Origin of the sequence: Actinomadura macra NBRC 14102 (genome assembly GCF_001552215.1) — a bacterium.
Taxonomy (GTDB): Bacteria; Actinomycetota; Actinomycetes; order Streptosporangiales; family Streptosporangiaceae; genus Spirillospora; species Spirillospora macra.
Genome location: NZ_BCQT01000005.1, coordinates 192,762 through 216,638 on the forward strand (window position 1 = coordinate 192,762; position 23,877 = coordinate 216,638).

22 protein-coding genes are annotated in these 23,877 nt (G+C 70.8%); 7 read left to right on the forward strand and 15 right to left on the reverse strand.

Translation table 11 applies throughout. The features are described 5' to 3' along the window. Window position 1: 1 nt before the first annotated feature. The 4 genes from AMA02S_RS08805 to groES form a co-directional block, all read right to left on the reverse strand. On the reverse strand, window positions 2–859 hold the full coding sequence (locus tag AMA02S_RS08805; protein ID WP_067454515.1) for a hypothetical protein: 858 nt from the start codon (window positions 857–859) through the stop codon (window positions 2–4). Then, window positions 856–1,443 (reverse strand): sigma-70 family RNA polymerase sigma factor, encoded by a 588-nt coding sequence (locus tag AMA02S_RS08810; RefSeq protein ID WP_067454795.1) that lies wholly within the window; start codon window positions 1,441–1,443, stop codon window positions 856–858. The genes AMA02S_RS08805 and AMA02S_RS08810 overlap by 4 nt, the downstream gene beginning before the upstream one ends. 353 nt (window positions 1,444–1,796) lie before the next feature. Next, window positions 1,797–3,425: a chaperonin GroEL gene (gene groL, locus AMA02S_RS08815; protein ID WP_067454518.1), complete on the reverse strand. Its 1,629-nt coding sequence runs from the start codon at window positions 3,423–3,425 to the stop codon at window positions 1,797–1,799. A gap of 86 nt (window positions 3,426–3,511) precedes the next feature. Further along, entirely contained in the window at window positions 3,512–3,820 is a 309-nt protein-coding gene (gene groES, locus AMA02S_RS08820; RefSeq protein WP_067454521.1) for a co-chaperone GroES, read from the reverse strand. Between the two features lie 291 nt (window positions 3,821–4,111). Here groES and AMA02S_RS08825 point away from each other — a divergent pair, with 291 nt between their 5' ends. The 3 genes from AMA02S_RS08825 (at window position 4,112) to AMA02S_RS08835 (ending at window position 9,048) form a co-directional block, all read left to right on the forward strand. Then, window positions 4,112–5,431: a DUF8688 domain-containing protein gene (locus AMA02S_RS08825; RefSeq protein WP_067454524.1), complete on the forward strand. Its 1,320-nt coding sequence runs from the start codon at window positions 4,112–4,114 to the stop codon at window positions 5,429–5,431. Window positions 5,432–6,172: 741 nt separating this feature from the next. After that, window positions 6,173–7,768 carry a hypothetical protein gene (locus AMA02S_RS08830; RefSeq protein WP_067454527.1) on the forward strand — a complete coding sequence of 532 codons (1,596 nt, stop codon included), beginning with the start codon at window positions 6,173–6,175 and terminating at the stop codon, window positions 7,766–7,768. 311 nt (window positions 7,769–8,079) lie between these two features. Further along, the gene (locus AMA02S_RS08835; RefSeq protein WP_067454530.1) at window positions 8,080–9,048 is read left to right on the forward strand and encodes a phosphotransferase family protein; all 969 of its coding nucleotides are present in this window, start codon (window positions 8,080–8,082) and stop codon (window positions 9,046–9,048) included. On the opposite strand, the gene tsaD is transcribed toward AMA02S_RS08835, so the two are convergent. The 8 genes from tsaD to AMA02S_RS08875 form a co-directional block, all read right to left on the reverse strand. Beyond that, complete coding sequence (tsaD, locus tag AMA02S_RS08840) at window positions 9,038–10,072, reverse strand: tRNA (adenosine(37)-N6)-threonylcarbamoyltransferase complex transferase subunit TsaD (protein ID WP_174550945.1); 1,035 nt, start codon at window positions 10,070–10,072, stop codon at window positions 9,038–9,040. The two genes, AMA02S_RS08835 and tsaD, sit on opposite strands and share 11 nt — an antisense overlap. Then, window positions 10,072–10,557, reverse strand: coding sequence for a ribosomal protein S18-alanine N-acetyltransferase (gene rimI / locus AMA02S_RS08845; protein ID WP_281181855.1), 486 nt, complete (start codon window positions 10,555–10,557; stop codon window positions 10,072–10,074). The genes tsaD and rimI overlap by 1 nt, the downstream gene beginning before the upstream one ends. Beyond that, a complete protein-coding gene (tsaB, locus tag AMA02S_RS08850) occupies window positions 10,554–11,234 on the reverse strand; it encodes a tRNA (adenosine(37)-N6)-threonylcarbamoyltransferase complex dimerization subunit type 1 TsaB (protein ID WP_067454533.1) in 681 nt (226 codons plus the stop codon). Before tsaB ends, rimI begins: the two co-directional genes overlap by 4 nt. An 83-nt stretch (window positions 11,235–11,317) precedes the next feature. After that, complete coding sequence (locus tag AMA02S_RS08855; protein WP_157430476.1) at window positions 11,318–12,196, reverse strand: hypothetical protein; 879 nt, start codon at window positions 12,194–12,196, stop codon at window positions 11,318–11,320. Between the two features lie 129 nt (window positions 12,197–12,325). Continuing rightward, on the reverse strand, window positions 12,326–12,787 hold the full coding sequence (gene tsaE / locus AMA02S_RS08860) for a tRNA (adenosine(37)-N6)-threonylcarbamoyltransferase complex ATPase subunit type 1 TsaE (RefSeq protein ID WP_067454804.1): 462 nt from the start codon (window positions 12,785–12,787) through the stop codon (window positions 12,326–12,328). A gap of 5 nt (window positions 12,788–12,792) precedes the next feature. Beyond that, a complete protein-coding gene (locus AMA02S_RS08865; protein WP_067454537.1) occupies window positions 12,793–13,866 on the reverse strand; it encodes an alpha/beta fold hydrolase in 1,074 nt (357 codons plus the stop codon). Between the two features lie 9 nt (window positions 13,867–13,875). Then, window positions 13,876–15,000, reverse strand: a complete 1,125-nt coding sequence (gene alr, locus AMA02S_RS08870) for an alanine racemase (RefSeq protein WP_067454807.1) — start codon at window positions 14,998–15,000, stop codon at window positions 13,876–13,878. Between the two features lie 354 nt (window positions 15,001–15,354). Beyond that, a complete protein-coding gene (locus AMA02S_RS08875; protein ID WP_067454540.1) occupies window positions 15,355–16,866 on the reverse strand; it encodes a bifunctional ADP-dependent NAD(P)H-hydrate dehydratase/NAD(P)H-hydrate epimerase in 1,512 nt (503 codons plus the stop codon). A gap of 236 nt (window positions 16,867–17,102) precedes the next feature. Here AMA02S_RS08875 and AMA02S_RS08880 point away from each other — a divergent pair, with 236 nt between their 5' ends. The 3 genes from AMA02S_RS08880 to AMA02S_RS44935 all read left to right on the forward strand — a co-directional run bounded on the left by AMA02S_RS08880 (window position 17,103) and on the right by AMA02S_RS44935 (window position 18,701). Next, entirely contained in the window at window positions 17,103–17,963 is an 861-nt protein-coding gene (locus AMA02S_RS08880) for a helix-turn-helix domain-containing protein (protein WP_067454543.1), read from the forward strand. Between the two features lie 42 nt (window positions 17,964–18,005). Further along, window positions 18,006–18,224, forward strand: coding sequence for a DUF397 domain-containing protein (locus AMA02S_RS40050; protein WP_084264904.1), 219 nt, complete (start codon window positions 18,006–18,008; stop codon window positions 18,222–18,224). A 258-nt stretch (window positions 18,225–18,482) separates the two neighbouring features. Beyond that, window positions 18,483–18,701, forward strand: a complete 219-nt coding sequence (locus AMA02S_RS44935; RefSeq protein ID WP_169806799.1) for a DUF397 domain-containing protein — start codon at window positions 18,483–18,485, stop codon at window positions 18,699–18,701. Window positions 18,702–18,885: 184 nt separating this feature from the next. Here AMA02S_RS44935 and AMA02S_RS08885 read toward each other — a convergent pair whose 3' ends face one another. From AMA02S_RS08885 to glmS, 3 genes are all read right to left on the reverse strand, one after another. Beyond that, window positions 18,886–19,848 (reverse strand): ABC transporter permease, encoded by a 963-nt coding sequence (locus AMA02S_RS08885; protein ID WP_067454546.1) that lies wholly within the window; start codon window positions 19,846–19,848, stop codon window positions 18,886–18,888. A 4-nt stretch (window positions 19,849–19,852) separates the two neighbouring features. Continuing rightward, window positions 19,853–20,803 (reverse strand): ABC transporter ATP-binding protein, encoded by a 951-nt coding sequence (locus AMA02S_RS08890; RefSeq protein WP_067454549.1) that lies wholly within the window; start codon window positions 20,801–20,803, stop codon window positions 19,853–19,855. 86 nt (window positions 20,804–20,889) lie between these two features. Then, window positions 20,890–22,734: a glutamine--fructose-6-phosphate transaminase (isomerizing) gene (gene glmS, locus AMA02S_RS08895; protein ID WP_067454551.1), complete on the reverse strand. Its 1,845-nt coding sequence runs from the start codon at window positions 22,732–22,734 to the stop codon at window positions 20,890–20,892. A gap of 123 nt (window positions 22,735–22,857) precedes the next feature. Here glmS and coaA point away from each other — a divergent pair, with 123 nt between their 5' ends. Further along, entirely contained in the window at window positions 22,858–23,799 is a 942-nt protein-coding gene (gene coaA / locus AMA02S_RS08900) for a type I pantothenate kinase (protein WP_084264908.1), read from the forward strand. Window positions 23,800–23,877 lie beyond the last annotated feature (78 nt).

Sequence of the window (23,877 nt, forward strand, 5' to 3'; positions counted from 1 at the left end):
ATCAGCGGTCGTAAGGGTAGTTCTGGTAGCGGTCCAGGCGTTTCTGGGTGCGGCGCCGGATATCGTCCACTCGGCGCCGGGGGTCGTCGGACGGTTCCGCGGGCCCCGAGTTCTGGTCACCGGGACGGCCGCCGAAGGTCGGATAGTCGGGCCGCCGGTGCCGCGGCTGCTGCGACAGGAGACGTTCGAGCCGGTTCCTGAAGCGCTCGTGGTCCGCGCGTCCGTTGTCGGCTCCGCGGCCAGGACGGCCGGGCTCCGGCGCGGGCCGGGACACGGGCGCCGGCGCGGGACGCTCATGGCTCGCGACGTCGGTGTCATTGGACTCGGTGCGGGACCTGTCCGTCTCGTCCTGCGTCTCGGTACGTGACGCCGGGGCCGCGGACGAGTGTTCGGCCATGCGGTCGCCCGCGGCGGCGACACCCGTGCTCGCCAGCATGGCCCCCGCCACGCCCAAGGCGACGATGGTGCGCGGGCCGCGGCGGCGGGGCCCCGTGCCAGGGCCTGGGCCGGAGGGTGGCGCGGGCTCGGGTGCGTCACGGGTGTCCCGGGCGGGCTCGTCCACGTCGGTGACCAACGCCCGGAGCAGGCGGACGATCGTGTCACCGCCCTCGAGAGCCGCCGGGCTCTCGGAGCCGGCGGGGTTCTCGGGGTTCTCGGAGCCGGTGAGGTTCTCAGGAGGCACGGACCCCTCGGAGCCGGTGGCATGCCGCTCCGCGAGCGCCTCGATGATCGCGTCGGTACGGCGCACCGCGCTCAGGTCGGCGGTCGGCACGGCCGGCGCCCGGGCCCCCGGCGCGGGGGCGTCGCCGGAGTGCGAAGACTCGACCGGATCCGGGGCACCAGGGCTCCGCTCCGTCAAGCGATCGACTCCTCTCTGGCCATCGCGCGGAGCCGGGCCAGGGCCCGGTGCTGCGCGACCCTTACGGCCCCCGCGGACATGCCCAGTACATTACCGGTCTCCTCCGCCGACAACCCCGCCACGACCCGCAGCAGCACCAGTTCGCGCTGATGGTCGGGCAGGCGCGTCAGCAGGTCACGGGCGCGCTGGGCCTCGATGTAGCGGACCACCGTCTCCTCGGGCCCCGGACGGTCGTCCGGACCGTCCGGGAGGTCTTCTGTGGGCACGGCCGCACGGACCGCGCTGCGCAACGCGTCTGCGATCTTGTGGGCGGCGATGCCGAAGACGAAGGACGCGAAGGGCCGGCCCATGTCCCGGTAGCGGGGCAGGGCCGACAGCACGGCGATGCAAACCTCCTGGGCCACGTCGTCGGCGATGTGGTACTGCCCGGAAACCCGGCCGAGCCGGGCACGGCAGTAGCGGACGACCATGGGGCGAACCTCCCCGATGAGGACCTCGATGGCCCCGGGGTCGCCCTGGACGGCGAGCGTCGTCAGCTCCCTGAGGTCGCCGTCGTCGCCCTTCGCCGCGCGCAGTTGCCGCACCCCGCGGCCGGTTTCGCGGGGTGGTGGGGGGGCCGGCCCCCGGGAGGGTTCGGTAGCGCGCGCGGTCACGGTCCCGGCGTAGCATCCCTCGGTCACGTCAAGCATGATGCCCAGCGCCGACGGGCGTGTCTCCACTGTCCTCGACAACGGAATGGTCACAGTGCTGGGACGAGTCTGGGGATACTACGCAACGCAGTCACGCACGCGCCCTGAGTGCCGAAAAAGGGCCCGCGTTCCTGTAAGTTGCACCAAAACATACGGCCCCGAACGGACAAGAAACCCCGCCCGGCGAACCGGACGGGGTCTCTCAATGATCTCCGGTTCGGACGAGCCGCTCGTCCGGACCGGGTCGATCAGTGGCCGTGCCCGTGGCCGTGGCCGTGCCCGCCGCCGGCGGCCTCCTCGGCCTCCTCCGGCTTCTCGACCACGAGCGCCTCCGTGGTGAGCAGCATGCCCGCGATGGAGGCGGCGTTGGTGACCGCCGAGCGGGTGACCTTCACCGGGTCGGTGACGCCCTGGGCGATCAGGTCGCCGTACTCGCCGGTGGCGGCGTTGTAGCCGTGACCCGGCTGCAGCGCCTGCACCTTGGAGACGACGACGTAGCCCTCCTGGCCGGCGTTCTCGGAGATCCAGCGCAGCGGCTCCACCAGCGCGCGGCGCACGGCCTCCGCGCCGGTGGCCTCGTCGCCGGACAGGCCGAGGGTGTCGAAGCCCTCCTTGGCCACGTGCACCAGGGCGCTGCCGCCGCCGGACACGATGCCCTCCTCGATCGCCGCACGGGTCGCCGAGATGGCGTCCTCCAGGCGGTGCTTCTTCTCCTTCAGCTCCACCTCGGTGGCGGCGCCGACGCGCAGCACGCAGACGCCGCCGGCCAGCTTGGCCAGCCGTTCCTGCAGCTTCTCGCGGTCCCAGTCGGAGTCGGAGTTCTCGATCTCGACCTTGATCTGGTTGATCCGCGCCGTGATGTCGTCCGCAGCGCCCTCACCGTCGACGATGGTGGTGGCGTCCTTGGTGACGGTGATGCGGCGGGCGCGGCCGAGGTCCTCCAGGCCGATGGAGTCGAGCTTGAGGCCGATGGCCTCGCTGACGACCTGGCCGCCGGTCAGGGTGGCCATGTCGCCCAGCATCGCCTTGCGGCGGTCGCCGAACCCCGGCGCCTTGACGGCGACGGAGGTGAACGTGCCGCGGATCTTGTTGGCGACGAGCAGCGCCAGGGCCTCGCCCTCGACGTCCTCGGCCACCACGAGCAGCGGCTTCTTGGTCTGGGCGACCTTCTCCGCCAGCGGCAGGAACTCCTGCACGTTGGAGATCTTGCCGTCCACGATCAGCACGTAGGCGTCCTCCAGGACGGCCTCCATGCGCTCGGCGTCGGTCACCATGTGCGGCGACAGGTAGCCCTTGTCGAACTGGAGCCCCTCGGTGAACTCCAGCTCCAGGCCCATCGTGTGGGCCTCCTCGACGGTGATGACACCGTCCTTGCCGACCTTCTCGAACGCCTCGGCGATCAGCTCGCCGATCTGCGCGTCCTGTGCGGAGATGGTCGCGACGTGTGCGATGTCCTCCTTCGCCTCGACCTCACGGGCCGACTTGAGGAGCTGGTCGGACACGTACTGGGCGGCCGCGTCGATACCGCGCTTGAGGCCGAGCGGCGAGGCGCCGGCGGCCACGTTGCGGGTGCCCTCGCGGACCAGCGCCTGCGCGAGGACGGTCGCCGTGGTGGTGCCGTCGCCCGCGATGTCGTTGGTCTTGGTCGCCACTTCCTTGGCGAGCTGGGCCCCGAGATTCTCGTACGGGTCCTCCAGCTCCACCTCGCGGGCGATGGTGACGCCGTCGTTGGTGATCGTCGGCGCGCCGAACTTCTTGTCGATGACGACGTTGCGGCCGCGCGGGCCGATCGTCACCTTGACGGCGTCCGCGAGAGCGTTGACGCCGCGCTCAAGAGCCCGGCGAGCGTCCTCCTCGAACTCCAGGATCTTCGCCATGCGGATACTCCTCTTTCACGCGATCCGCCCCGGCAGCCCCGCCGAAGGGCGGCGCCGGCCGGGGCGGGGGCATCACGTCTCGGTGATTACTTCTCGATGACCGCGAGCACGTCGCGGGCCGAGAGAACGAGGTAGTCCTCGTTGTTGTACTTGACCTCGGTGCCGCCGTACTTGCTGTAGAGCACGACCTCGCCGACCTTGACGTCGACGGGGACGCGCTCGCCCTTGTCGTCGACGCGACCCGGGCCAACGGCAAGGACGGTGCCCTCCTGGGGCTTCTCCTTGGCCGTGTCCGGGATCACAAGGCCCGACGCGGTGGTGGTCTCGGCCTCAAGCGGCTGGACGACGATGCGGTCCTCGAGCGGCTTGAGAACAACCTTGGTGGCGGTCGTCACGATCTGACCTCCCCTTCGATTGGTCCTCGGCCGACCATGGCTGGCCGACCGGCACATGTGACAGAAGAGGCGACCCTGGACCGGCCTGTCGTCGCGGGTGCCAGACCGACCTTTGTCGCTGTGTTTGGCACTCTCGCGGGGAGAGTGCCAGTCGGAGACTATGCCGTGCCCGGAAGCCCGTCAACACGGACACGACCTCCCCTCCCTTGCCGGAGAGTCTGGGAGGTCTTCCTCGCGGACCAGGGGCCCGACTCGGTCGCGCACCGTTCACCGCCCGATAACTTCCAGCGTATGGACATCGCGTCGTTCCGGGATCTGCTGACCCCCGCCGGTCGGGCCGTCCTGGACGAGGCGTCCGCGGCGGACGTGAGCGAGGGCGGACTGCTCGCCACCGCGTCCCGCCTGCGCGAACGCCACGATCCGGCGCTGGTCGCGGCGGCGCTCACCCAGGTGCGCCTGCGCGAACGCGCGGTGGCCAAGTTCGGACCGGACGCCCGCCGCATGTACTTCACGCAGGCGGGGCTCGAACAGTCCACGCGCGCGAGCGTGGCGGCGCATCGTGCCCGCCGGTTCGCCGAGTGTTCGCTATCCGGTGAAACGCTGGAGCTGGGATGCGGGATCGGCGCGGACTTGATCGCACGCGCGCGCGCCGGGCTTCCAGGGGTCGGCGTAGAGATCGACCCGGTGACCGCCGAGGTGGCGCGGGCCAACCTGGCGACGCTCGGGTTGGAGGGTCTGGCATCCGTTCGTGTGGGTGACGCGACCGAAGATGATCCCACCGGATATGCGGCTGTCTTCGCCGACCCAGGGCGCCGTACAACGCGAGGGCGCGTCTTCGATCCCCGTTCCTACGAACCGCCGCTCGACACCGTCCTGGATCTGGCCGGACGGGTTCGCGCCGCCTGCGTCAAAGTCGCGCCCGGCATCCCGCACGAGGCCGTCCCGGACACCGCCGAGGCGGAGTGGGTGTCGGTGGGCGGGGACGTGAAGGAGGCCGCGATCTGGCTGGGCGACCTCGCGGGGGACGTGGGCCGCCGCGCCACGCTCCTCCCGTCGGACGGCGCGGCTCCGGCCGGCACAGACCCATGCGGCACAGACTCGCTCGGCACAGACTCGCTCGGCACAGACCCGTTCAGCACGGACCCGTTCAGGGCGGGGCGTGGGGCTTGGACGTTGACGCCGCGCGGGCTGGACGACCCGGACGTGCGCCCGTGGGGCCGCTACCTCTACGAGCCGGACGGCGCGGTGATCCGCGCGCACCTCGTCGCGGAGGTCGCGGATCTGGTCGGCGGCGGGCTGGCCGATCCACGGATCGCCTATGTCACCTCCGACCGGCTGCACCCGACCCCGTTCGCGTCCGCGTACGAGATCGAGGACGTGCTGCCGTTCTCGGTGAAGCGGCTGCGCGCCGAACTGCGGCGCCGCGAGGTGAGCGTGCTGACCGTCAAGAAGCGCGGTTCGGCGGTCGATGTGGACCGGCTGCGGCGCGACCTCGGTTTCGGCAGAAGGGGCGGCGGACGGGGCGGCGGGGGCGGCGCCGCGCTGACGCTGGTGGTGACCAGGGTCGGACGCGACCCGGTGGCCCTGCTGACCTCACCGGCGCCGCGCTGACCATCCCGGTGGCGCGCCGGTGCCCCGCCGGCGGCGCCGGTACCGCGGTGACCCGCCCGGGCGCGGCGTGGCGCCGCTAATCGGGCCAAAGATCTTCCGCCCGGACAGGCAACGCCAAGCCGTTCCGGGGAACGCGCCACGGCAGCGCAAATCATCGACGCTTTCCGGCATTGCGTTGACCAGGGATTGCTCGTCACCGGCAAGACCGCGACGTGTTACGGGAATCGGCGTATCGAGATCCTCAGGCGAAGAAACACCAAGGCAGGTTCAGCAACCGGGTCTGCGGTGCGTCCGAAAACGACCCCGAATTGGCTCTCCGGCCGCCGGGCCTCCGGGCCGCCCGTCTGAAGCGCGTCCGGCCGTCCGTCCACGAGCGCGGACGCGAACTCCCGATGTTGGACGAGATGTACGGACAGAACACCGCCGCGCGACGCCGCCAGAGCGCGCACATGCCCTCCCCGGTACCGGACACCAGCCACTCGACAATCCGATGACCGGTGAACCGGAAATTCCCCCTACATCCCACAATCTTCAGCAACTCACCCTAGTGGGATAACCGGCGCATTCCACAGAACTCGCAATGTTCCCTGCTACCCGTTATAGCGACGCTGTACACGCACTACAGTGGCCACTTCACGATTCATTGCCGTGCGCCATTTCGTGCGTCGGCACACGAAGGGGCATCGGGTGGAAACGAATCACAACTTCCTGCAGACAGGGGGTCAACCGGTCTCGGATCGGATGCGGGAGTTGCTCGCCCGTGCAGCGCAGGACCACGTCTATGAACAGCGCTCACAGGGTCAGGTCCTGGACGAGATCCGCCAGCGGCTGGAGGGTATGGAGTGGCTGCTGCGCGAGGTCCGCGAGCGCGAGCTCAGCGGGCTGACGGGGCAGATCGACAGTGTTCGCGGGCAGGTCGACGACCTGTCCAGCAAACCCCCGGAGTGGGCCGAGGGGCTTGCCGAGCACATCGAGGCGTTCGGTGAGCGGGTCAAGCCCGTCGCCGAACTGCCCGCGCTGTGGGCCGACGTGGGCGTCGTCGCCGAGAACGTCGACGAGGGCCTGACCCGCATCCAGGCCGTCCTCGACTCCGCGCAGCACATCACCGAGGCCACGCAGCTGGCCGCGCAGCGCATGGAGGAGATGACCAAGCGGCTGGACAAGCTCCAGGGCAGCATGGAGGCCGCGTCCGTCCGCTTCAACCGGCTGGACAAGTCCCTCGCCGAGCTCGGCCACCGGTCCGAGCGGCTCGAACACTCGATCAACGGCGTCACGGCGCGGGTCGACCAGGCGCTCGGCGAGATGGCCGAGCGGATGGAACAGGGGCTTGAGGCGGTCAACGGCCGGGTCGAGGGCGTCGGCGGCCGGCTGGACGGGCTGGACGGGCGGCTCGACGGCGTCGACGGGCGGCTGGAGGGCCTGTCGGGGAAGCTGGAGGGGCTGGACGGCCGGTTCGAGAGCATCGAAGGGCGCATCGACGGCGTGGGCGAGCGGATCGGGCGCCTGCCGGCCACGCTGGAGATCGCCGAGCTGCACCGGCTGCTCACCGAGTTGGCGCAGCGTCCGATGACCGACCACAGCGACCGGTTCGACGCGCTGGAGAAGCACCTCGCCGACGCGGTCGACCCGCTGATCGAGGAGTTGCGCGCCCGGCCGGACCGCGACGAGGTCAAGGCGACCATGTCCCAGATCGCCGAGACGGCCTACAGCGACGTCGCCAAGCGCATGGACGAGTTCTCCCGCCGGTTCACGGACGTGCACGAGGACATCCGCAAGCGCATCGAGGGGATCCACGAGGAGGTCACCAAGAGGGTCGACGGCGCTCTGGAGGAGTTCACCGCGCAGGTCGACATCGTCTCCCGCCGGGTGGAGTCGGTGCACATCGACGTGACCAAGCAGGTCGAATCGGTGCACACCGAGGTGGCCCGCCAGGTCAACGGGGTGCACGACGACTTCGGCAAGCGCATCGGCGACATCCACGAGGACGTCACCCGGCAGGTCGGCAGCATCCACGAGAACGTCGCCAAGCAGGTCGGCAACATGCAGGAGGACGTCGCCCGGCAGGTGGGCGGCGTGCAGGAGGAGTTCGCCCGGCGCGTCGAGGGCATGCAGGACGAGGCCGGACGGCGCGCGGACGCCGCGCAGGCCGAGTTCGCCAAGCGCTTCTCCCATGTCGAGGACGAGGTCGGCAAGAAGGTCGACGGCGTCCACGACGACGTCTCCAAGCAGGTGAACGCGGTGCACGAGGACGTGCTGAAGCGGCTGTCCACCTTGGAGGAGACGATGCTCGCGCTGGCCGAGGCGCTGCTGCGCCCGCGCCGCGAGGGCAAGGACTGAAACCGCAGGCCACCAAGGACCGCACAAAAGGAAAGGTTTGATCGAGGACCTGGGGATTACCCCGGAATGGACTGTTCTGATCGGGCCCCGAGAGGTCCTTACCAGAAGGAAAGGCTCCCGAGCCGCGATCGGGTGGGGCCGCGCCGGCCCCGCCCGATTCGACCCCTCGGATACTCATCGGAATCCGCGGCGTTTGTCCGGTAAACCGACGCGACGACCGAAGGGGTTCCATCAAGACACGTCGATGACGTGCAATTTGTTACGTTCCGTCTTCGCAAAATCACTCCCAATACCCTTCGGAATCCGTTTTCATGGATCTCGTGACCCACACACCGGCTCCCACCCTTCCCGTCGGCGCCCAGCTCAGCCCTACCACCCTGCGCTGGGTGGAGGGCTGTCTGGGCAAGGGCGCCGAGGTGCGGATGATCCGGCCGTTGGCGGGCGGCTCCGCCCACGCCAACCACGCACTGCTGGTGGAGACCCCGGCGGGCAGCGCCCACCGGCTCGTCCTGCGCCGCTGGACGCCGCGCGACACCACGCCCGCGACCGACCCGGTGGCGGCCGCCCGCCGGTGCTACGTCGATACCGAGTTCTCACCCGAAAGAGAGATCGCCGCGCTCGCGCTGCTCGCGGGCTGCGAGATCCCGACTCCATCGCTCGTCGCCGCCGACCCGTCCGGCGCGTACTGCGACGTCCCCGCGCTGCTGATCACGCGGCTGGTCGGCCATCCACCGCGACCGGCACCGGACGACCTGCCCGAGTACCTGATCCAGCTCGCCGCGGCGCTGCTGGCGGTGCACGCACTCAACGGCGCGTCCACGATGCCCCCGTACGTCCCCTACAACCGGCTCGACGTGCGGCTGCCACCCAAGCACGCGCTGCGCCCGGCGATATGGGAGCGGGCTTTCGAGGTCGCGGCGAGACCGCCGCCCGAGGCGCCCGCCCGGTTCATCCACCGCGACTACCATCCCGACAACACGCTGTGGTCGTACGGGAAGCTCACCGGCGTGGTCGACTGGTCGGACGCCTCGTCCGGCCCCATCGCGGTCGACATCGCGCGGATGCGGCGCGGGCTGGTGCTGCGCTACGGGCGGGGCGTCGCCGACCGGTTCCTGTCGTCCTTCGACCAGGTGTCCGGTGGCTACCCGCACCATCCGTACTGGGACGTGCGCAGCGTCCTCGACCTGCTGCCCGAAGAGGACGACCGCCTCCTCGACGAGGCGAAGGTCCCGCTCCTGGAGGACTACCTCGCCGGCCTGCTGGCCGAGCTCACACGGTGACCGACTCGATCGGCAGGCTGGAGTCGGCCGGCAGTTCCAGGTCGGACGGGGCGAGCCCCGAGGCGACCAGCTCCGAACCGAGCGCGGCGACCATCGCGCCGTTGTCGGTGCACAGCTTCGGGCGCGGCACCCGCAGCCGGACTCCGGCGGCCTCGCAGCGCTCCGCCGCGAGGGCCCGCAACCGCGAGTTCGCCGCGACGCCGCCGCCGATCAGCAGGTGACCGACGCCGTTGTCCTTGCAGACCTTGAGCGCCTTCTGCGTGAGGACGTCCACCACGGCCTCCTGGAACGACGCCGCGACGTCCGCGACGGGCACCGGCTCCCCGGCGCGCTCCTTCGCCTCCACCCAGCGGGACACCGCCGTCTTCAGGCCGGAGAACGAGAAGTCGTAGGTGCCGTCGTTGTACTTCCCCCGCGGGAACGCGATGGCGGACGGGTCACCGTCGCGCGCCATCCGGTCGATCACCGGCCCGCCAGGGAACCCGAGGTCCAGGACCCGCGCGACCTTGTCGAACGCCTCTCCGGCCGCGTCGTCCACCGTGCTGCCCAGGGAGCGGACGTCGCTCGCCACGTCCGGCACCAGCAGCAGCGAGGAATGCCCGCCCGAGACGAGCATCGCCACGCACGGCTTGGGCAGCGGCCCATGTTCGAGCTGATCGACGCACACGTGCGCGGCGAGGTGGTTGACGCCGTACAGCGGCTTGCCGAGCGACAGGGCGTACGCCTTCGCGGCGGCCACGCCGACCATCAGGGCGCCCGGCAGCCCCGGCCCCGCCGTCACCGCGAACGCGTCCACGTCGGTGAACGACACGCCCGCGTCGGCCAGCGCCCGCTCCACGGTCGGTGTCATCGCCTCCAGATGGGCGCGCGAAGCGACCTCGGGCACGACGCCGCCGAACCGGGCGTGCTGATCGACGCTGGAGGCGATGGCGTCGGCGAGCAGGGTGTGGCCCCGCACGATGCCGATGCCCGTCTCGTCACACGAGGTCTCGATGCCGAGCACCAGTGGCTCGTCGCGAATCATCACGTCTCCCGGGAAAAGCCCACGGGACGGCGGCGCAGCACGCGCCGCATCACGATCGCGTCCACGTTCGAGGGCTGGTAGTAGCGTTTGCGAATGCCGACCTGGCCGAATCCGAACCGCTCGTAGAGCCGGCGCGCCCCCGTGTTGTCGGCACGGACCTCCAGGAACACCGCCTCGCTCTCGCGGCGGACCGCCTCGTCCATCAGCTCGGTCAGCAGCGCGGCGCCGATGCCGGCCCCGCGCCGGTCCGCCCGCACCCCGATGGTCTGCACATCGGCCTGCCCGCCCGCGGCGGCGAGGCCGGCATAACCGATGATCTCCTTCTGCTCCTCGGCCACGACGTAGTGCCGGGTGCGGGGTTGCTCGGCCAGTTCGTCCCGGAGCATCCCCTCGCTCCAGGCGTCCTCGGGGAACAGCACCGACTCCAGCCGATGGACGGCGGGCAGGTCCGCGCCGGTCATGGCCCGCAGGACGACCTCGCTCACGACGGCGTCACCTTCTTGCGCGGGCCCGGCTCCTTCGCGTCCGGCCTGCGCAGGTAGAGCGGCTCGGGCGGCAGCAGCGCCGGGACCTTGAGGCCGGCCAGACGCGCGATGGCCAGCTCCGCGAGGGCGGTGGCCGTGGGCAGCTGCGGCTCATGCCCGAAAGCACCGAGAACCTCCGGATAGAGGGCCGCGCCCTCTCCGACCACGGGCAGGCCCTGCGGCGCCCCTTCCAGGACGTCGGGCGGCGGGCCCACGGCAGGCCCGGTGAGGCGCGTGCGGTGCGAGGCGTACCGTGCCCAGTACACCTCCTTGCGCCGGGCATCGGTGGCCACGGCGAAAGGCTGGTCCCGTCCGGTGGCCCAGGCGATCACGTCCAGCGTGCAGACGCCGTGCACGGGCACGTTGAGGGCGTCCCCCATGGCACGTGCAGTGACCAGGCCGACCCGCAGCCCGGTGTACGGGCCCGGCCCCACCCCGACGGCGATCGCGCTCAGATCCTCCGGCGCCGCCCCCGCGTCCGCCATCACCTGCGCGATGGACGGGGTCAGCAGCTCGGTGTGCCGGCGCCGGTCGACGGCCTCGGCCGCCCCCCGGGGCACGGCGCCCTCGCCGGGCGTCCACTCGTACAGCGCCACGGTGATCGCGGCGGTCGCGGTGTCGAAAGCCAAGACCAGCACGGTAGTAGTTTATTGGGGGGACGGCGCCCGGGATTCACCCCCGGCGAAGTGCGGCTCAGACCGGAGCGGCTGGGGTCGGCTTGTCAGTCCAGGTACTGGAGGACGGCCTTGGCGGCTCCTACGGCGCCGTTTATGGCGGTTCTGCTCGCCAGGGGGTCGCCTCGGTCGGACCCGGAGTAGTGGACGGTCACCAGGACGTTGGCGGTGCGGATGTTGGCGATCGCCTCGCCTGACCCCTGGCCTTCATCGACGCTGTAGACGGCGTAACCCTCGTCGCCGACGTCGTTCAGGCCGCGCTTCTCGGTCAGCTCCTGGTTGGCCAGAAGGGCCTTGCCGGACTCGTCGTCCCTGCGCTCGGACGCGAAGGTGGAGTGCGCGGCATCGGTCGCGGTCTGGTCGCCGGTACCGCCGACAGCGCGCAGCTCCACGGTGAGCTGACGCTTACGGTCGCCCGTGTAGGCACCCCAGACGCACTGGTTCTGGCGGTCGTTGCCCTGGTAGCTGTCGGCCGGGGTGCGGGTGGCGCCGGGCGCGAGCCGGGCGGCGACGTCGTCGCCCAGCGTCGTGCAGGAGTCCGGGACGAGGGAGCGCTCGGCCTTGGCCATCGGCGTGCTCTCGGCCGCGCTGGAACCGACGACCTGGCCGGACCCCCCGTCTCTGCTCTTGCCGGCGCCGCCCAGGATGGCGACCGCGGCGAGCACGCAGGCGACGGTGCCGACCCCGACACCGGCCAGCATGATCGCTACACGGCGTCCGGTGTGCCGGTCCCGGACGACGCGGTGGCTGCCAGATCCCGAGCGGTGGCCACTACCGGCCCGATGGCCTCCGCTGCCCGCCTCGAAGCCGCCGGCCAGGCGATAGCCGCCGCTACCTGCTTCAGGGCCGCCGTGCCCCGAGGGGCCGCGACCGTAGTAAGGCCCGTATTCGCGGTCGTTCCCACCGCTGCGATGGCTGCCACTCACCGGATCCCACTCCTGCTGGAGAAATTCTCATTTGTCGCGAAGGTGAGGTTCGTTCGCGCAAAGAGTACGACATGGACCAGCGAAGTAGTTCATCCCAGACTTACTAAAACCAGGACGATCTTCCGACTCTCAGCCGCGGTCAAGCTCCAGGTCGGCCCAGCGATCACCGACGCCGACGATCCTTACCCGCCGCTCCTCGCCGGGCCCGTCCCCACGGGAAATGATCATTTCTAGACGGTCCTCGGCAAGGCCCTCGGCGAGCCCTTCCCCCCATTCCACGACCGTCACCGATTCGTCGACGGAGGCGTCCAGGTCGAGATCGTCCAGTTCCGCGAAACCGCCCAGCCGGTAGGCGTCCACATGCACCAGCGGGGGTCCGCCCGCGAGCGAGGGGTGCACCCGCGCGATGACGAACGTCGGGGACGTGATCGGCCCCCGCACCTTCAAGCCCTCGCCGATGCCCTGCGTGAGCGTCGTCTTGCCCGCGCCCAGGCCACCCGTCAGGACGAGCAGGTCTCCCGGCTGGAGCAGGCCCGCGAGCCGTAGCCCGAGCTCCCGCATGTCCTCGGCCGTGGGGACGACGACCGTGATCTCCTTCACGCGCTGCGCTCCTCCTCGTACCCGGGCCGGACCCGCTCGACGAGCCGCCGCAGCCCGCCGGTGACCACGCCCGGATACTCCAGCGGCAGGACATGCCCGGCCTCGTCCACCTCGACCAGCTCGGCGTCCGGCAGCGCCTCGGCGATGCGGCGGCCGTGCGCGGCCGGGGTCAGCCGGTCCTGGCCGCCCGCCAGCACCAGCACGGGCACCTTGCCTATCACGTCCAGCGCCGCGGACTCCTCATGCGCGACCAGCGCCGGGTAGAACTCGGCGATCACGTCGATCGGCGTCGCCCTGATCATCTGCTCCAGGAAGTCGACCACCGAGGGACTGACGTGCTTGTCGGCGAACGCCATCTTCCGGGTGACCACGAACGCCAGGTCGGCGCTCAGCCCGCGGGCGCGGTCCACCAGGTCGGCGCGGCGGCCCAGGCCCCGCAGCGTCCGGGGCGCCAGCGGACGGACGAGCTTCGCCAGCACCAGCGGCAGGCCCAGCGTCATCTCCGCCAGATTCCCGCAGGACGTGTTGATCAACGCCACCCCGACCACCTGGTCACCGAACAGCTCGGGATGCCGGCCGGCCAGCGCCATGATCGACATGCCGCCCATCGAGTGGCCGACGAGAACCACCCGCTCGCCCGGCCGGACGGTCGCCCGCAGCACCGCATACAGGTCCTCACCGGTCTGGCCGATGGTCGCGTGCGTGGGCTTGCTGCGTTCGCTGCGTCCGTGGCTGCGCTGATCCCAGAACACCGTCCGGAACCCCCGCAGATCACGGCGCTGATAGTGCCAGGAGTCCTGGGTGAGGGTGTAGCCGTGGCAGAACACGATCGTCAGCCCCGCGTCGTCGGATCCGTCCACCTCGACGTGCAGCGACAGGCCGTCATCGGCCTCGACGGTCAGCTCGCGTCCCCGCAACCCGCCGAACGGCTCCCCGGCGTCGGGGTCGGGGCGCAGCCGCACCCGCCCGACCGCCAGGTGCCGTAGCCCTACGGCCGCGCCCACCCCGGCCGCACCGACGCCCGCGACGGCCCCGACGATGCCGATCCTGCGCTTGTTCCTGCTGTCCACGCGCGCCCCCTACAGCGCCCCGCCCGAGTACACCCTCGGCACCCGGGATCCGATGCGGGTGACGATCTCATACGAGATCGTTCCAAGGACGTCCGCCCACTCCTGAGCCGTCGGCTCGCCTCGATCACCCGGACCGAACAAGACGATCTCGTCCCCGGCGGACATCTCGTCGTCCCCCAGGTCGATAACGAACTGGTCCATGCAAACACGCCCGGCGATCGTCCGCCGCCGTCCCGCCGCGAAGACCTCCAGCAGATTGGAGCCGTGCCGCGGGATCCCGTCCGCGTACCCGGCGGGCACCAGGGCCAGCGTGGTCGCACGCTCGGTGTGGTAGATGTGCCCATACGACACGCCGCTCCCCGCAGGGACACGCTTGACCAGCGCCGCGTCCGCGACGAGCGTCATCGCGGGGCGCAGGCCGAACGTCCCCAGCTGCGGGACCGGCGTCAAACCGTAGGTGGCGATGCCCGGCCGGACGAGATCGAACCGGGCCTCCGGCAACGTCAGCGCCGCCGCCGAGTTCGACAGGTGCCGCACCTCGAAGCGCGCCCCGGCCCTCTCCGCGTGTTCCACCATCGCGGTGAACGCGCCCAGCTGCGCCGCGATCGAAGGATGCCCCGGCTCGTCCGCGCAGGCGAAATGCGACATGACCCCCGCCACCCGCAGATGCCCGGACGCCTCCGCCTTCAACGCCGCGTCCACCAGCATCGGCCAGTCCCGCTCCCCCGCGCCGCCCCGGCTCATGCCCGTGTCGGCCTTCAGGTGCACCCGCCCCGGACGCCCGGCGCGCTCCGCCGCCTGGACGACCTCCTCCACCATCCACAGAGCCCCGACCGTCAGATCGACGTCCCGCGCCACGGCCTCCTCGTAAGGCTCGCCGGGTACCCCGACACCCACCAGCGTCCGGACCTCGACCCCGGCCTCACGCAACCGCAACGCCTCATCCAGCTTCGCCACGCCGAGCCAGGACGCCCCACCCGCCACCGCGGCACGACCGGCCTCCACCAGCCCGTGCCCGTACGCTTCGGCCTTCACCATGGCCATGACCTCGGCGCCGCCCGCGTGCTCACGCACCCGGGCGACGTTGTCGCTGATCGCGTCCAGATCGACGCGTGCCTCCGCTGGAACCCTCATGGTCACCCAGTGTGCCGTCCCGGAACCCCTGCTCGGGGCACCCTGCCCCTGCTCACGGCCCCCGCACCCCGTCCTCTCTACCCCTGTATGACGCTGTCTCTCTCGTATTTGTTGGGGAGTTGGTACCCATTGGGGGCGACCGTATTTACCTGGGGGGCGACCTCCAGACCCCCGGCTGCGCGGCTCGCCACCTCCTCACTCGCCAGCGCTCGCTCCGAGGGCGCGGCGCGCCGCGGATACCCGCTGCGCTCGCTGGCGCTCGCTCCGCGTGCCTCCCCGTAACCGCCAGTTTGGGGTCAACCCTGCCGGGGTGCGGTTCAGGCTGTGGCTGAGGTTCTTACCTGCGAGGTGGGGTTATCGGGAGGGGGTGGGGTGGGTGGCTGTGCAGGTGGCGAAGGCCTTGGGGAGCGCGTTGATGACGTCTTCGGCGCAGATGGGGGTTTCGGCGCGCCAGGGGGTCTCTGGGGTTTGTGAGGCGGTGGCGGCTAGGCGGGCGGCCAGGCCGTGGAGGTAGGCGCCCGCGGTGGCCGCGTCCAGCGCCGGCATTCCGCCTGCCAGGAGGGCGCCGATCAGGCCGGAGAGGACGTCGCCTGTGCCGGCGGTGGCGAGGCGCGGAGTGCCGGTGGGGTTCACGCGGACGGGACGGTCCTGCTCGGCGATCAGGGTCGTGGAGCCCTTGAGCAGGACTGTGGCAGACAGTTCGGCGGCGGCTTGCCGGACGTGTTGGAGGCGGGCCGCCTCGATGGTGTCGCGGTCGGCGTCGATCAGGCGGGACAGTTCGCCCGCGTGGGGGGTGAGGACGGTCGGGGCCGCGCGGCGGAGCAGGTCGCGGCGGCGGGCGAGGACGGTGAGGCCGTCGGCGTCCACGAGGACGGGCAGGTCGGTGGCGAGGGCGGCCTCCAGCAGTGACTCGGCGGCGGCGCCGGTGCCGAGGCCGGGGCCGACGACCCAGGCCTGAACGCGGCCGACGCGTTCGACGACCTTGGCTCCGTGCCGGCCCGGCTCGATCACCGTGGTGACGGCCTCGGGCCAGCGGTGCCGGACGAGTTCGACCGGGTGGGCGACCGAGGCGAAGCGGACCATGCCGGCGCCGCCGCGCACCGCGCCGCCGGTGCTGAGCACGGCGGCGCCGGTGAACTCGTCGCCGCCCGCGAGGATGCCGACGACCCCGCGCCGGTACTTGTCGGACTCGGGGCGCGGCTCGGGCGGCTGGATGTCCGCCATGCGGGCGGCCACCACGTCCGGGTCGGGGAGATCGGCGCCGAGGCCGATGTCGACCAGTTCGACCACGCCGCAGTGGGACGCGCCGGGGTCGATCAGCAGGCCCGGCTTGTAGGTGCCGAAGGTGACGGTCACGTCGGCGTGGACGGCCGTGCCGGCGACCTGTCCGGTGCTCGCGTCGACGCCGCTCGGCACGTCGCAGGCGACCACCGTGCCGGTCGCGCCGGACGCGAGGGCGGCCAGGGCGGCGTGGGGCTCGCGCAGCCCACCGGAACCGCCGATGCCGGTCAGCCCGTCGATGATCAGGTCGGCGGCCTCGATGGCCGCGGCGCCGTCGTCCAGGAGGCGGCCGCCGGCGGTGCGCAGCGCGGCGAGGCCCTCCTGGTGGATCGTGGAGCCGGCCTGGACGGCGGAGACCCGGGCGCCGCGCCGGGCCAGCCGGGCTCCGGCGTAGAGGGCGTCGCCGCCGTTGTCGCCGCCGCCGACGAGGAGGACCACGCGTGACCCGTACACGGCAGGCAGCAGGCCGGCGCACACCGACGCCAGCCCGGCGGCGGCGCGCTGCATCAGGACGCCGTCCGGCAGGCGCGCCATGAGGGCCTGTTCGGCCGTCCGCACCTTGCCGACCTCGTGCGCGTACCTCACCAGCAGCCCCCCACCCGCGCCGTCTCGCCGATCACATACTTAGGGTGCCACGGAGGTGACGTTCGCAACCCCCGGACAGGCACCAGGAAATTGCTCTGCAAGTTGCGGCGTGATGTGCGCATAAGAATCTTGGGTCGTAGAATCAAGTTCATCGGTCCGATGTGTTCGCACTGCCGTGCCCCCGTGCGGCAGAATGCGGCCTGAACAGTCCGTTGAGGACTGGAGAGGCTCCGGCAATGAGCACTTCCCGAGGTCCCTCCGTCCGACAACGTCGGCTGGCCGCCGAACTCCGCAGGCTCCGCGAACGCATGGGCCTTACCGGAGACGAGGTCGCCGAACGGTTGACCTGGTCCACAGCCAAGGTCAGCCGGATCGAGAACGCGCGCACCGGCGCCAAGATCAGCGACGTGCACCGCCTGCTCGACCTGTACGAGATCGACGACGGACGCCGCGGGGATCTCATCTCCCTGGCGCACGACGCCGCCGAGCGGGACTGGTGGGAGGACTACCGCGACCTGCCAAGCCCGCTCGCGGACTTCATCGCACTGGAGTCCGAGGCGTCCGCCGTCCGGGAGTGGGGCAGCACGGTCTTCCCCGGGCTGCTACAGACCGAGAGCTACGCACGCCATGTGATCGGTGGCTGGAGTGCCCTCGCCACGCTGCCGCCCCAGGAACTGGAGCGCAGGGTCGAGGTGCGGATGCGCCGGCAGGAACTCCTGCGGCGGGCGAATCCGCTGGAGCTCTCGGTGGTCATGGACGAGGCGGTACTGCAACGCCGGATCGGCGACCGTAAGGTCATGCGCGAGCAGCTCGAACATCTCTGTGGGATGACCGAGCTTCCGAACGTGACCGTGCACATACTTCCTCTCGACATCGCGCACTCGGTGTTGGCGGAGACATTTATCCTGCTGGAATTCAAGCCGGTGCACGACATCGTTTTTCCTGATATCGTGCACACCGAATCGCTGACAATCAGCCACTTTGCGGATGAGACCGTTACTTATATGTACAGGCTCGCCTATACAAATCTTGCTGGTCAGGCATGGGGCACCGACGAATCACGACGACGCCTCATCGAGGCCAGGGATGCTTGGTGACGGGCCACCGCGGAGTGGCCTTCACTATGTGAAAGGCACCTAGTGTCCCCTTTCGCCACTCCTGCTCCGCAATGGCGGAGAAGCGCCCACTGCGGGGCGAGCAACACGTGCGTCGAGGTCGCCACATTGGCCGGTCCGTCCCTTCTCATCGGGGCACGGGACGCGAAGCACGGATCGCAGAGCCCGGTCCTGTCGTTCTCTCAGGGAGAGTGGCGGGGCTTTGTCGAGCGAGCCAAGAAGGGCGAGTTCGACCTGGGCTGATGGCAGGTGGCGGGTGCCCTGCCCCGTGAGGGCACGGGGCAGGGCACCGCGACGGACGGGCCGGGTCCGGTGGGGGAATGTCCCGCCGAGCCCGGCTCGTCGATGTACCAGCGGAAACAGTGGCCCTACCTCGTCCCTCCGGCCCCTCGGACACCATCCGGCCGTCCTCGATCACCCGTTTTCGGCGATCTTGTTACCTTGTGCTTGAGCACCGGCAGCGCGGCCGCGGGCACAGCTACTTTCGAGGCAGGAGCCGGAATGAGTTTCGACGTGACACCGCCCGCCCGATGGCGAAGGAGCGCCCGATGCGGCGCCAGCAATGGATGTGTTGAGATCGCACGGCCGACCACCGGCATGATCTGCGTACGCGACAGCACGTGCACTGAGGAGAACACCGCGGCCTGGCTGGTGTTCGATGTGGGAGAATGGCGCCGGTTCGCAGACGATGCCAAGGGCGGTCGATTCGACCGCCCTTGAGAATTACACTGGAAGTGAGAATCTCAATTCCATCGAGAATTGAGATCTGAACCAGCCCGAAAACCGAGAACGAGCCGCGCCGCCCGAGGCCCGGACGGCGGACGCCATCACACCGTTATCGTCCGTGACCAGAGCCGAGCAGGCGAAAGTCGAAAAGCGCGTCCGGACGGGATGAAACGCGCGCTCAGGCAATGCGGACGCCTTTGGGTACACGGTGGAGTGGCGTCCGCAACCGGGCCGCGCTGACCCAGACCGCGCCTGCTCCGAGGGCGAGGTCGAACGCCAGCCCGTACGGCCATACGGGGGGCCGGTTCTCGCGGGAACCGTAGAGGTGGTCGTCCTCCATGCGCAGCCCGCGCACGTCGCGACTGATCTCGCCGAGCGGGTCTCCCGGCGGCGACACGAGCAGGACCTGGTCTCCGGCGACGACCCGACGCTTGGGGAGGCTCGGCGCGGCGTCGGCCAGCACGACGGCGGGGTTCGGGGCGAGCAGCCACCAGATCCGTTCCTCGTGCTGCTCGTTGTAGCCGTCCACGTGGCGCTCGGCGGTGAACGGGATCGCGATCATGAACAGCAGCAGGGTCCCGACGATCAGCCCGAACACCGTCAGGTACGACATCAGGACGGAGGTGATGCTGCGCGCCAGCAGCGCCGACCAGCCCTGTGAGAGGGCGCAGACCACGCCGATCAGCAGCGCGGTGACGAGCAGCACGACGGCGGCCCGTCCGGCTCCGATCGCGCCCTCGGCGACCGGCCACAGCAGGCACGGTGCGGTCAGCAGCAGCACGACCAGGCCCGCCCCCCACGCGGCGGCGAGCTTGCCGACCGCGATGTCGCCGGGGGTGAGCCGGGTGACCTGGAGGGTCGCGAGCGTCCCGCGCTCCCGGTCGCCGTTGATCGACTGCGCGCCGAACGCCGGGGTCACCAGCAGCGTCAGCACCAGCACCCCGAGCAGCACGCCACCGAACATGGGGACGCCGGGATGCCCGTCGCCCGGGTCGTAGTCGGCCTCCAGCGCCAGCCGGAACGCCAGCCCGAGGCCGTTCACGAGCACGAACCAGACCGCCAGCAGCACCCGCCAGCGGCCCGTCCGCAACCGGGTCCTGATCTCCTGCCGCGCCACGAGGGCGGCACCGCGCGCCGTCACGGCGTCACCTCCGGTTCTCGGTCATCGCCAGGTACGCCGTCTCCAGCGCGCTGCCCGCGGGGGCGAGCCCGGTGACCGGCACGCCCCGGGTGACGAGCGCTGCCAGCAGCCCGGCGGCCTCGGTCTCGGTGAGCGGGCCGGCCTCGGCGCCGCCCGGCAGGTCCCGGACGGGATCGAGGCCGGAGCGTCCCGACAGCTCCGTCGCCAGCGCCTCGGCCAGCAGGCCCGGGTCGAGGGACCGGAGCCGCCACCGGACCCGGGCGGCCGAGGCGTCCGCGAGATCGGCCATGGAGTGCTCGCCGACCGTCCGCCCGTGATCGACCAGGACGACCCGGTCGGCGATCTCCTCCAGCTCGCTGAGGATGTGACTGGACACCAGCACCGCCACACCGTCCGCCGCGAGGGAGCGCAGCAGGTCGCGCAGCTCGATGCGGGAGCGGGGGTCGAGGCCGGAGGCCGGCTCGTCCAGCAGCAGGACGCGCGGCCGGTGCACCAGCGCGCGGGCGACGCCGAGCCGCTGCTTCTGCCCGCGCGACAGCGCGTGGACGGGCTGCCCGAGGTGGTCCTCCAGGTGGACGAGGGTCAGCAGCGCGCGGAGGCGGCGCGACCGCTCGTCCTTGGGCAGCCCGTAGGCGTCGGCGAAGAACGCGAGGTACTCGTCGACCGTGAGCTGGTCGTAGACGCCGAAGGTGTCGGGCATCCAGCCGAGCGCGTCGCGGGCCTCGCCGGGACGCGTGCGGACGTCGTGCCCGGCGATCCGGACGAGGCCCTCGTCCGCCCCGAGCAGGGTCGCGAGGATGAGCAGCAGGGTCGTCTTCCCCGCGCCGTTGGGTCCGACCAGCGCGGTGACCTGACCGTACGGGACGGTCAGGTCGAGCCCGCGCAGGGCTTGTACCGTGCCGAAGCGCCGCGTCACGCCGCGCGCCTCGATCCCGAGTCCTTCAGGGGCTCCCACCCGCCACCTCCCGCAACGCCGGGGTCTCCCCGTGCGACGCACCCGGATGGCGGATGGTTCCGGACTATTCCGGCGAAACGGCCTTCTTACTCGACGGTGACGGACTTGGCGAGGTTGCGCGGCTGGTCGACGTCGTGGCCCTTCGCGGTGGCCAGCTCGCACGCGAACACCTGGAGCGGGACGGTCGTGACCAGCGGCTGGAGCAGCGTCGGGACGGCCGGGACGCCGATCAGCGTGTCGGCGTACGGCTCCACCGACGCGTCCCCCTCCTCGGCGATCACGATCGTCCGGGCGCCGCGGGCACGGATCTCCTGGATATTGGAGACGATCTTGTCGTGCAGCACGTCCCGCGCGCGCGGCGGGACGACCACCACGACCGGCAGCCCGGACTCGATCAGCGCGATCGGCCCGTGCTTCAGCTCGCCCGCCGCGAAACCCTCGGCGTGCATGTACGCCAGCTCCTTGAGCTTCAGCGCGCCTTCGAGCGCCACGGGGAAGCCCACATGCCGTCCGAGGAACAGCACGCACCGCTCCCCCGCCAGCGACCGGGCCAGCTCCCGGACGGGCTCCATCGTCTCCAGGACCTTCTCCACCTTCTCCGGCATCCGCTCCAGGAGCTGCACCATGGCGAACACCTCGTCGCCCCACTTGGTGCCCCGCACCTGCGCGATGTACAGCGCGATCAGGTAGACGGCGACGAGCTGGGTGAGGAACGCCTTGGTGGACGCGACGGCGATCTCGGGCCCGGCATGGGTGTACAGGACGCCGTCGCACTCGCGCGGCAGCGTCGAGCCGTTGACGTTACAGATGCCGAGGAGCTTGGCCTTCTGCTCGCGGGCGTGCCGGACGGCCATCAGCGCGTCCATCGTCTCGCCGGACTGGGAGATCGCGATGACCAGCGTCGTCGGCGACAGGATCGCGTCCCGGTAGCGGAACTCGCTGGCCAGCTCCACCTCGCAGGGCAGCCCGGCCCAGTGCTCGATCGCGTACTTGGCGATCAGCCCGGCATGGAACGACGTCCCACAGGCCACGATGATGATCTTGTCGACCTCGCGGAGCTCCTGGTCGGAGATCCGCATCTCGTCCAGCGTGAGCCGCCCGTCGGTGCCGATCCGGCCGAGCAGCGTGTCGGCGACGGCGCGCGGCTGCTCGGCGATCTCCTTGAGCATGAAGTAGTCGTAACCGCCCTTCTCGGCGGCGGAGACGTCCCAGTCGACGTGGTACTCCTTCACCTCGGCGGGACGGCCCTCGAAGTCGGTGACGGTCACCCCGCCGGCGCGCAGCTCGACGATCTGGTCCTGGCCCAGCTCGATCGCGTCCCGGGTGTGGGCGATGAACGCGGCGACGTCGCTGGCGAGGAAGTTCTCCCCGTCCCCGACGCCCACGACCAGCGGGGAGTTGCGGCGTGCGCCCACCACCAGGTCGGGGTCGCCGGTGTGGACGGCGACCAGCGTGAACGCGCCCTCCAGGCGGCGGCACACGCGGCGCATCGCCGCGGCGAGGTCGCCGCCGGACTTCAGCTCGTCCTCCAGCAGGTGGGCGACGGCCTCGGTGTCGGTGTCGGACCCGAGCTTGTGCCCGGCCTCCTCCAGCTCACCGCGCAGCGCGGCGAAGTTCTCGATGATCCCGTTGTGGATCACCGCCACGGTGCCCGTGCAGTCCACGTGCGGGTGCGCGTTGCGGTCGTTCGGCGGGCCATGCGTCGCCCAGCGCGTGTGGCCCATGCCGAGCGTCCCCGCGGGCGGCGGTTCCTCCTCCAGCGCGCCGCGCAGGTTGACGAGCTTGCCGGCGCGCTTGGCCGTCGCGAGTCGCCCCTCAGCGAGCAGGGCCACCCCGGCCGAGTCGTAGCCGCGGTACTCCAGCCGCGCCAGACCCTCGATCACCACGTCGAGCGCCGGCCTGCCGCCGACGTAACCCACGATTCCGCACATGACGGCAAGCCTATTCAATGCATGCCGTAAGGCCTACCCACGGGCCGGGTCGAGGGTGGCACTAGCGTGTACGCACGGTGAAAACCGGGAAGCCCACTTGAACGGGTGGTTACTGTTCGACCCATGACTAGCGGATGGGACAGCGTGCCGAGCCCCTACGTGGAACTCTCCCGTGACGCCTGGCGGGCACTGCGCGAGAACACCCCGCTGCCCTTAACGCCCGGCGAGCTCGACGCCCTGCGCGGGCTGCGGGACCCGATCGACATCACCGAGGTCGAGGAGGTCTACCTGCCGCTTTCCCGGTTGCTGAACCTTTTCTTCCTGTCGGACGGACGGCTGCGCGACACCGTCAGCGGGTTCCTCGGCGGCGAGGTCCAGCCCACCCCGTTCATCATCGGGGTCGCGGGCAGCGTCGCGGTCGGCAAGTCCACGACGTCCCGCCTGCTGCGCACGCTGCTGGCCCGCTGGCCCGAGCACCCGAGCGTGGAACTGGTCACCACCGACAGCTTCCTGCACCCGAACTCCGTCCTGACCGAGCGCGGGATCATGGACCGAAAAGGGTTCCCGGAGTCCTACGACCGGCGCGCCCTCGTCCGTTTCGTCTCCGCCATCAAGGCGGGTGCAGACGAGCACGCGATCCCCGTCTACTCCCATCTGGAGTACGACATCGTCCCGGACGCGGCGCAGACCGTCCGGCGGCCCGACATCCTGATCGTCGAGGGCCTGAACGTCCTCCAGGCCCCGCCCGCCGGCTCCCTCGGCGTGTCCGACTTCTTTGACTTCTCCATCTACGTGGACGCGCGGGTCGAGGACATCCGGCAGTGGTACGTCGACCGGCTGTTCGCGCTGCGGCGCACCGCCTTCACCGACCCGCGCTCCTATTTCCACAAGTACGCCCACGAGCTGGACGAGGACGAGACCGCCGCGTTCGCCCAGCGCGTCTGGCGGGACGTCAACGAGATCAACCTCGTCTCCAACATCCTCCCGACCCGGGCCCGCGCGACGCTCGTCCTGCACAAGAACCGGGAGCACGCCGTCCAGCGCGTGCGGTTGCGCCGTATCTGACACGCTTTCCGGGGAACCGTCCCGGCCGTCCGCAGGTCGAATCCGCGATCATCCGGCCGGAGAGCACCCAGGAAACAG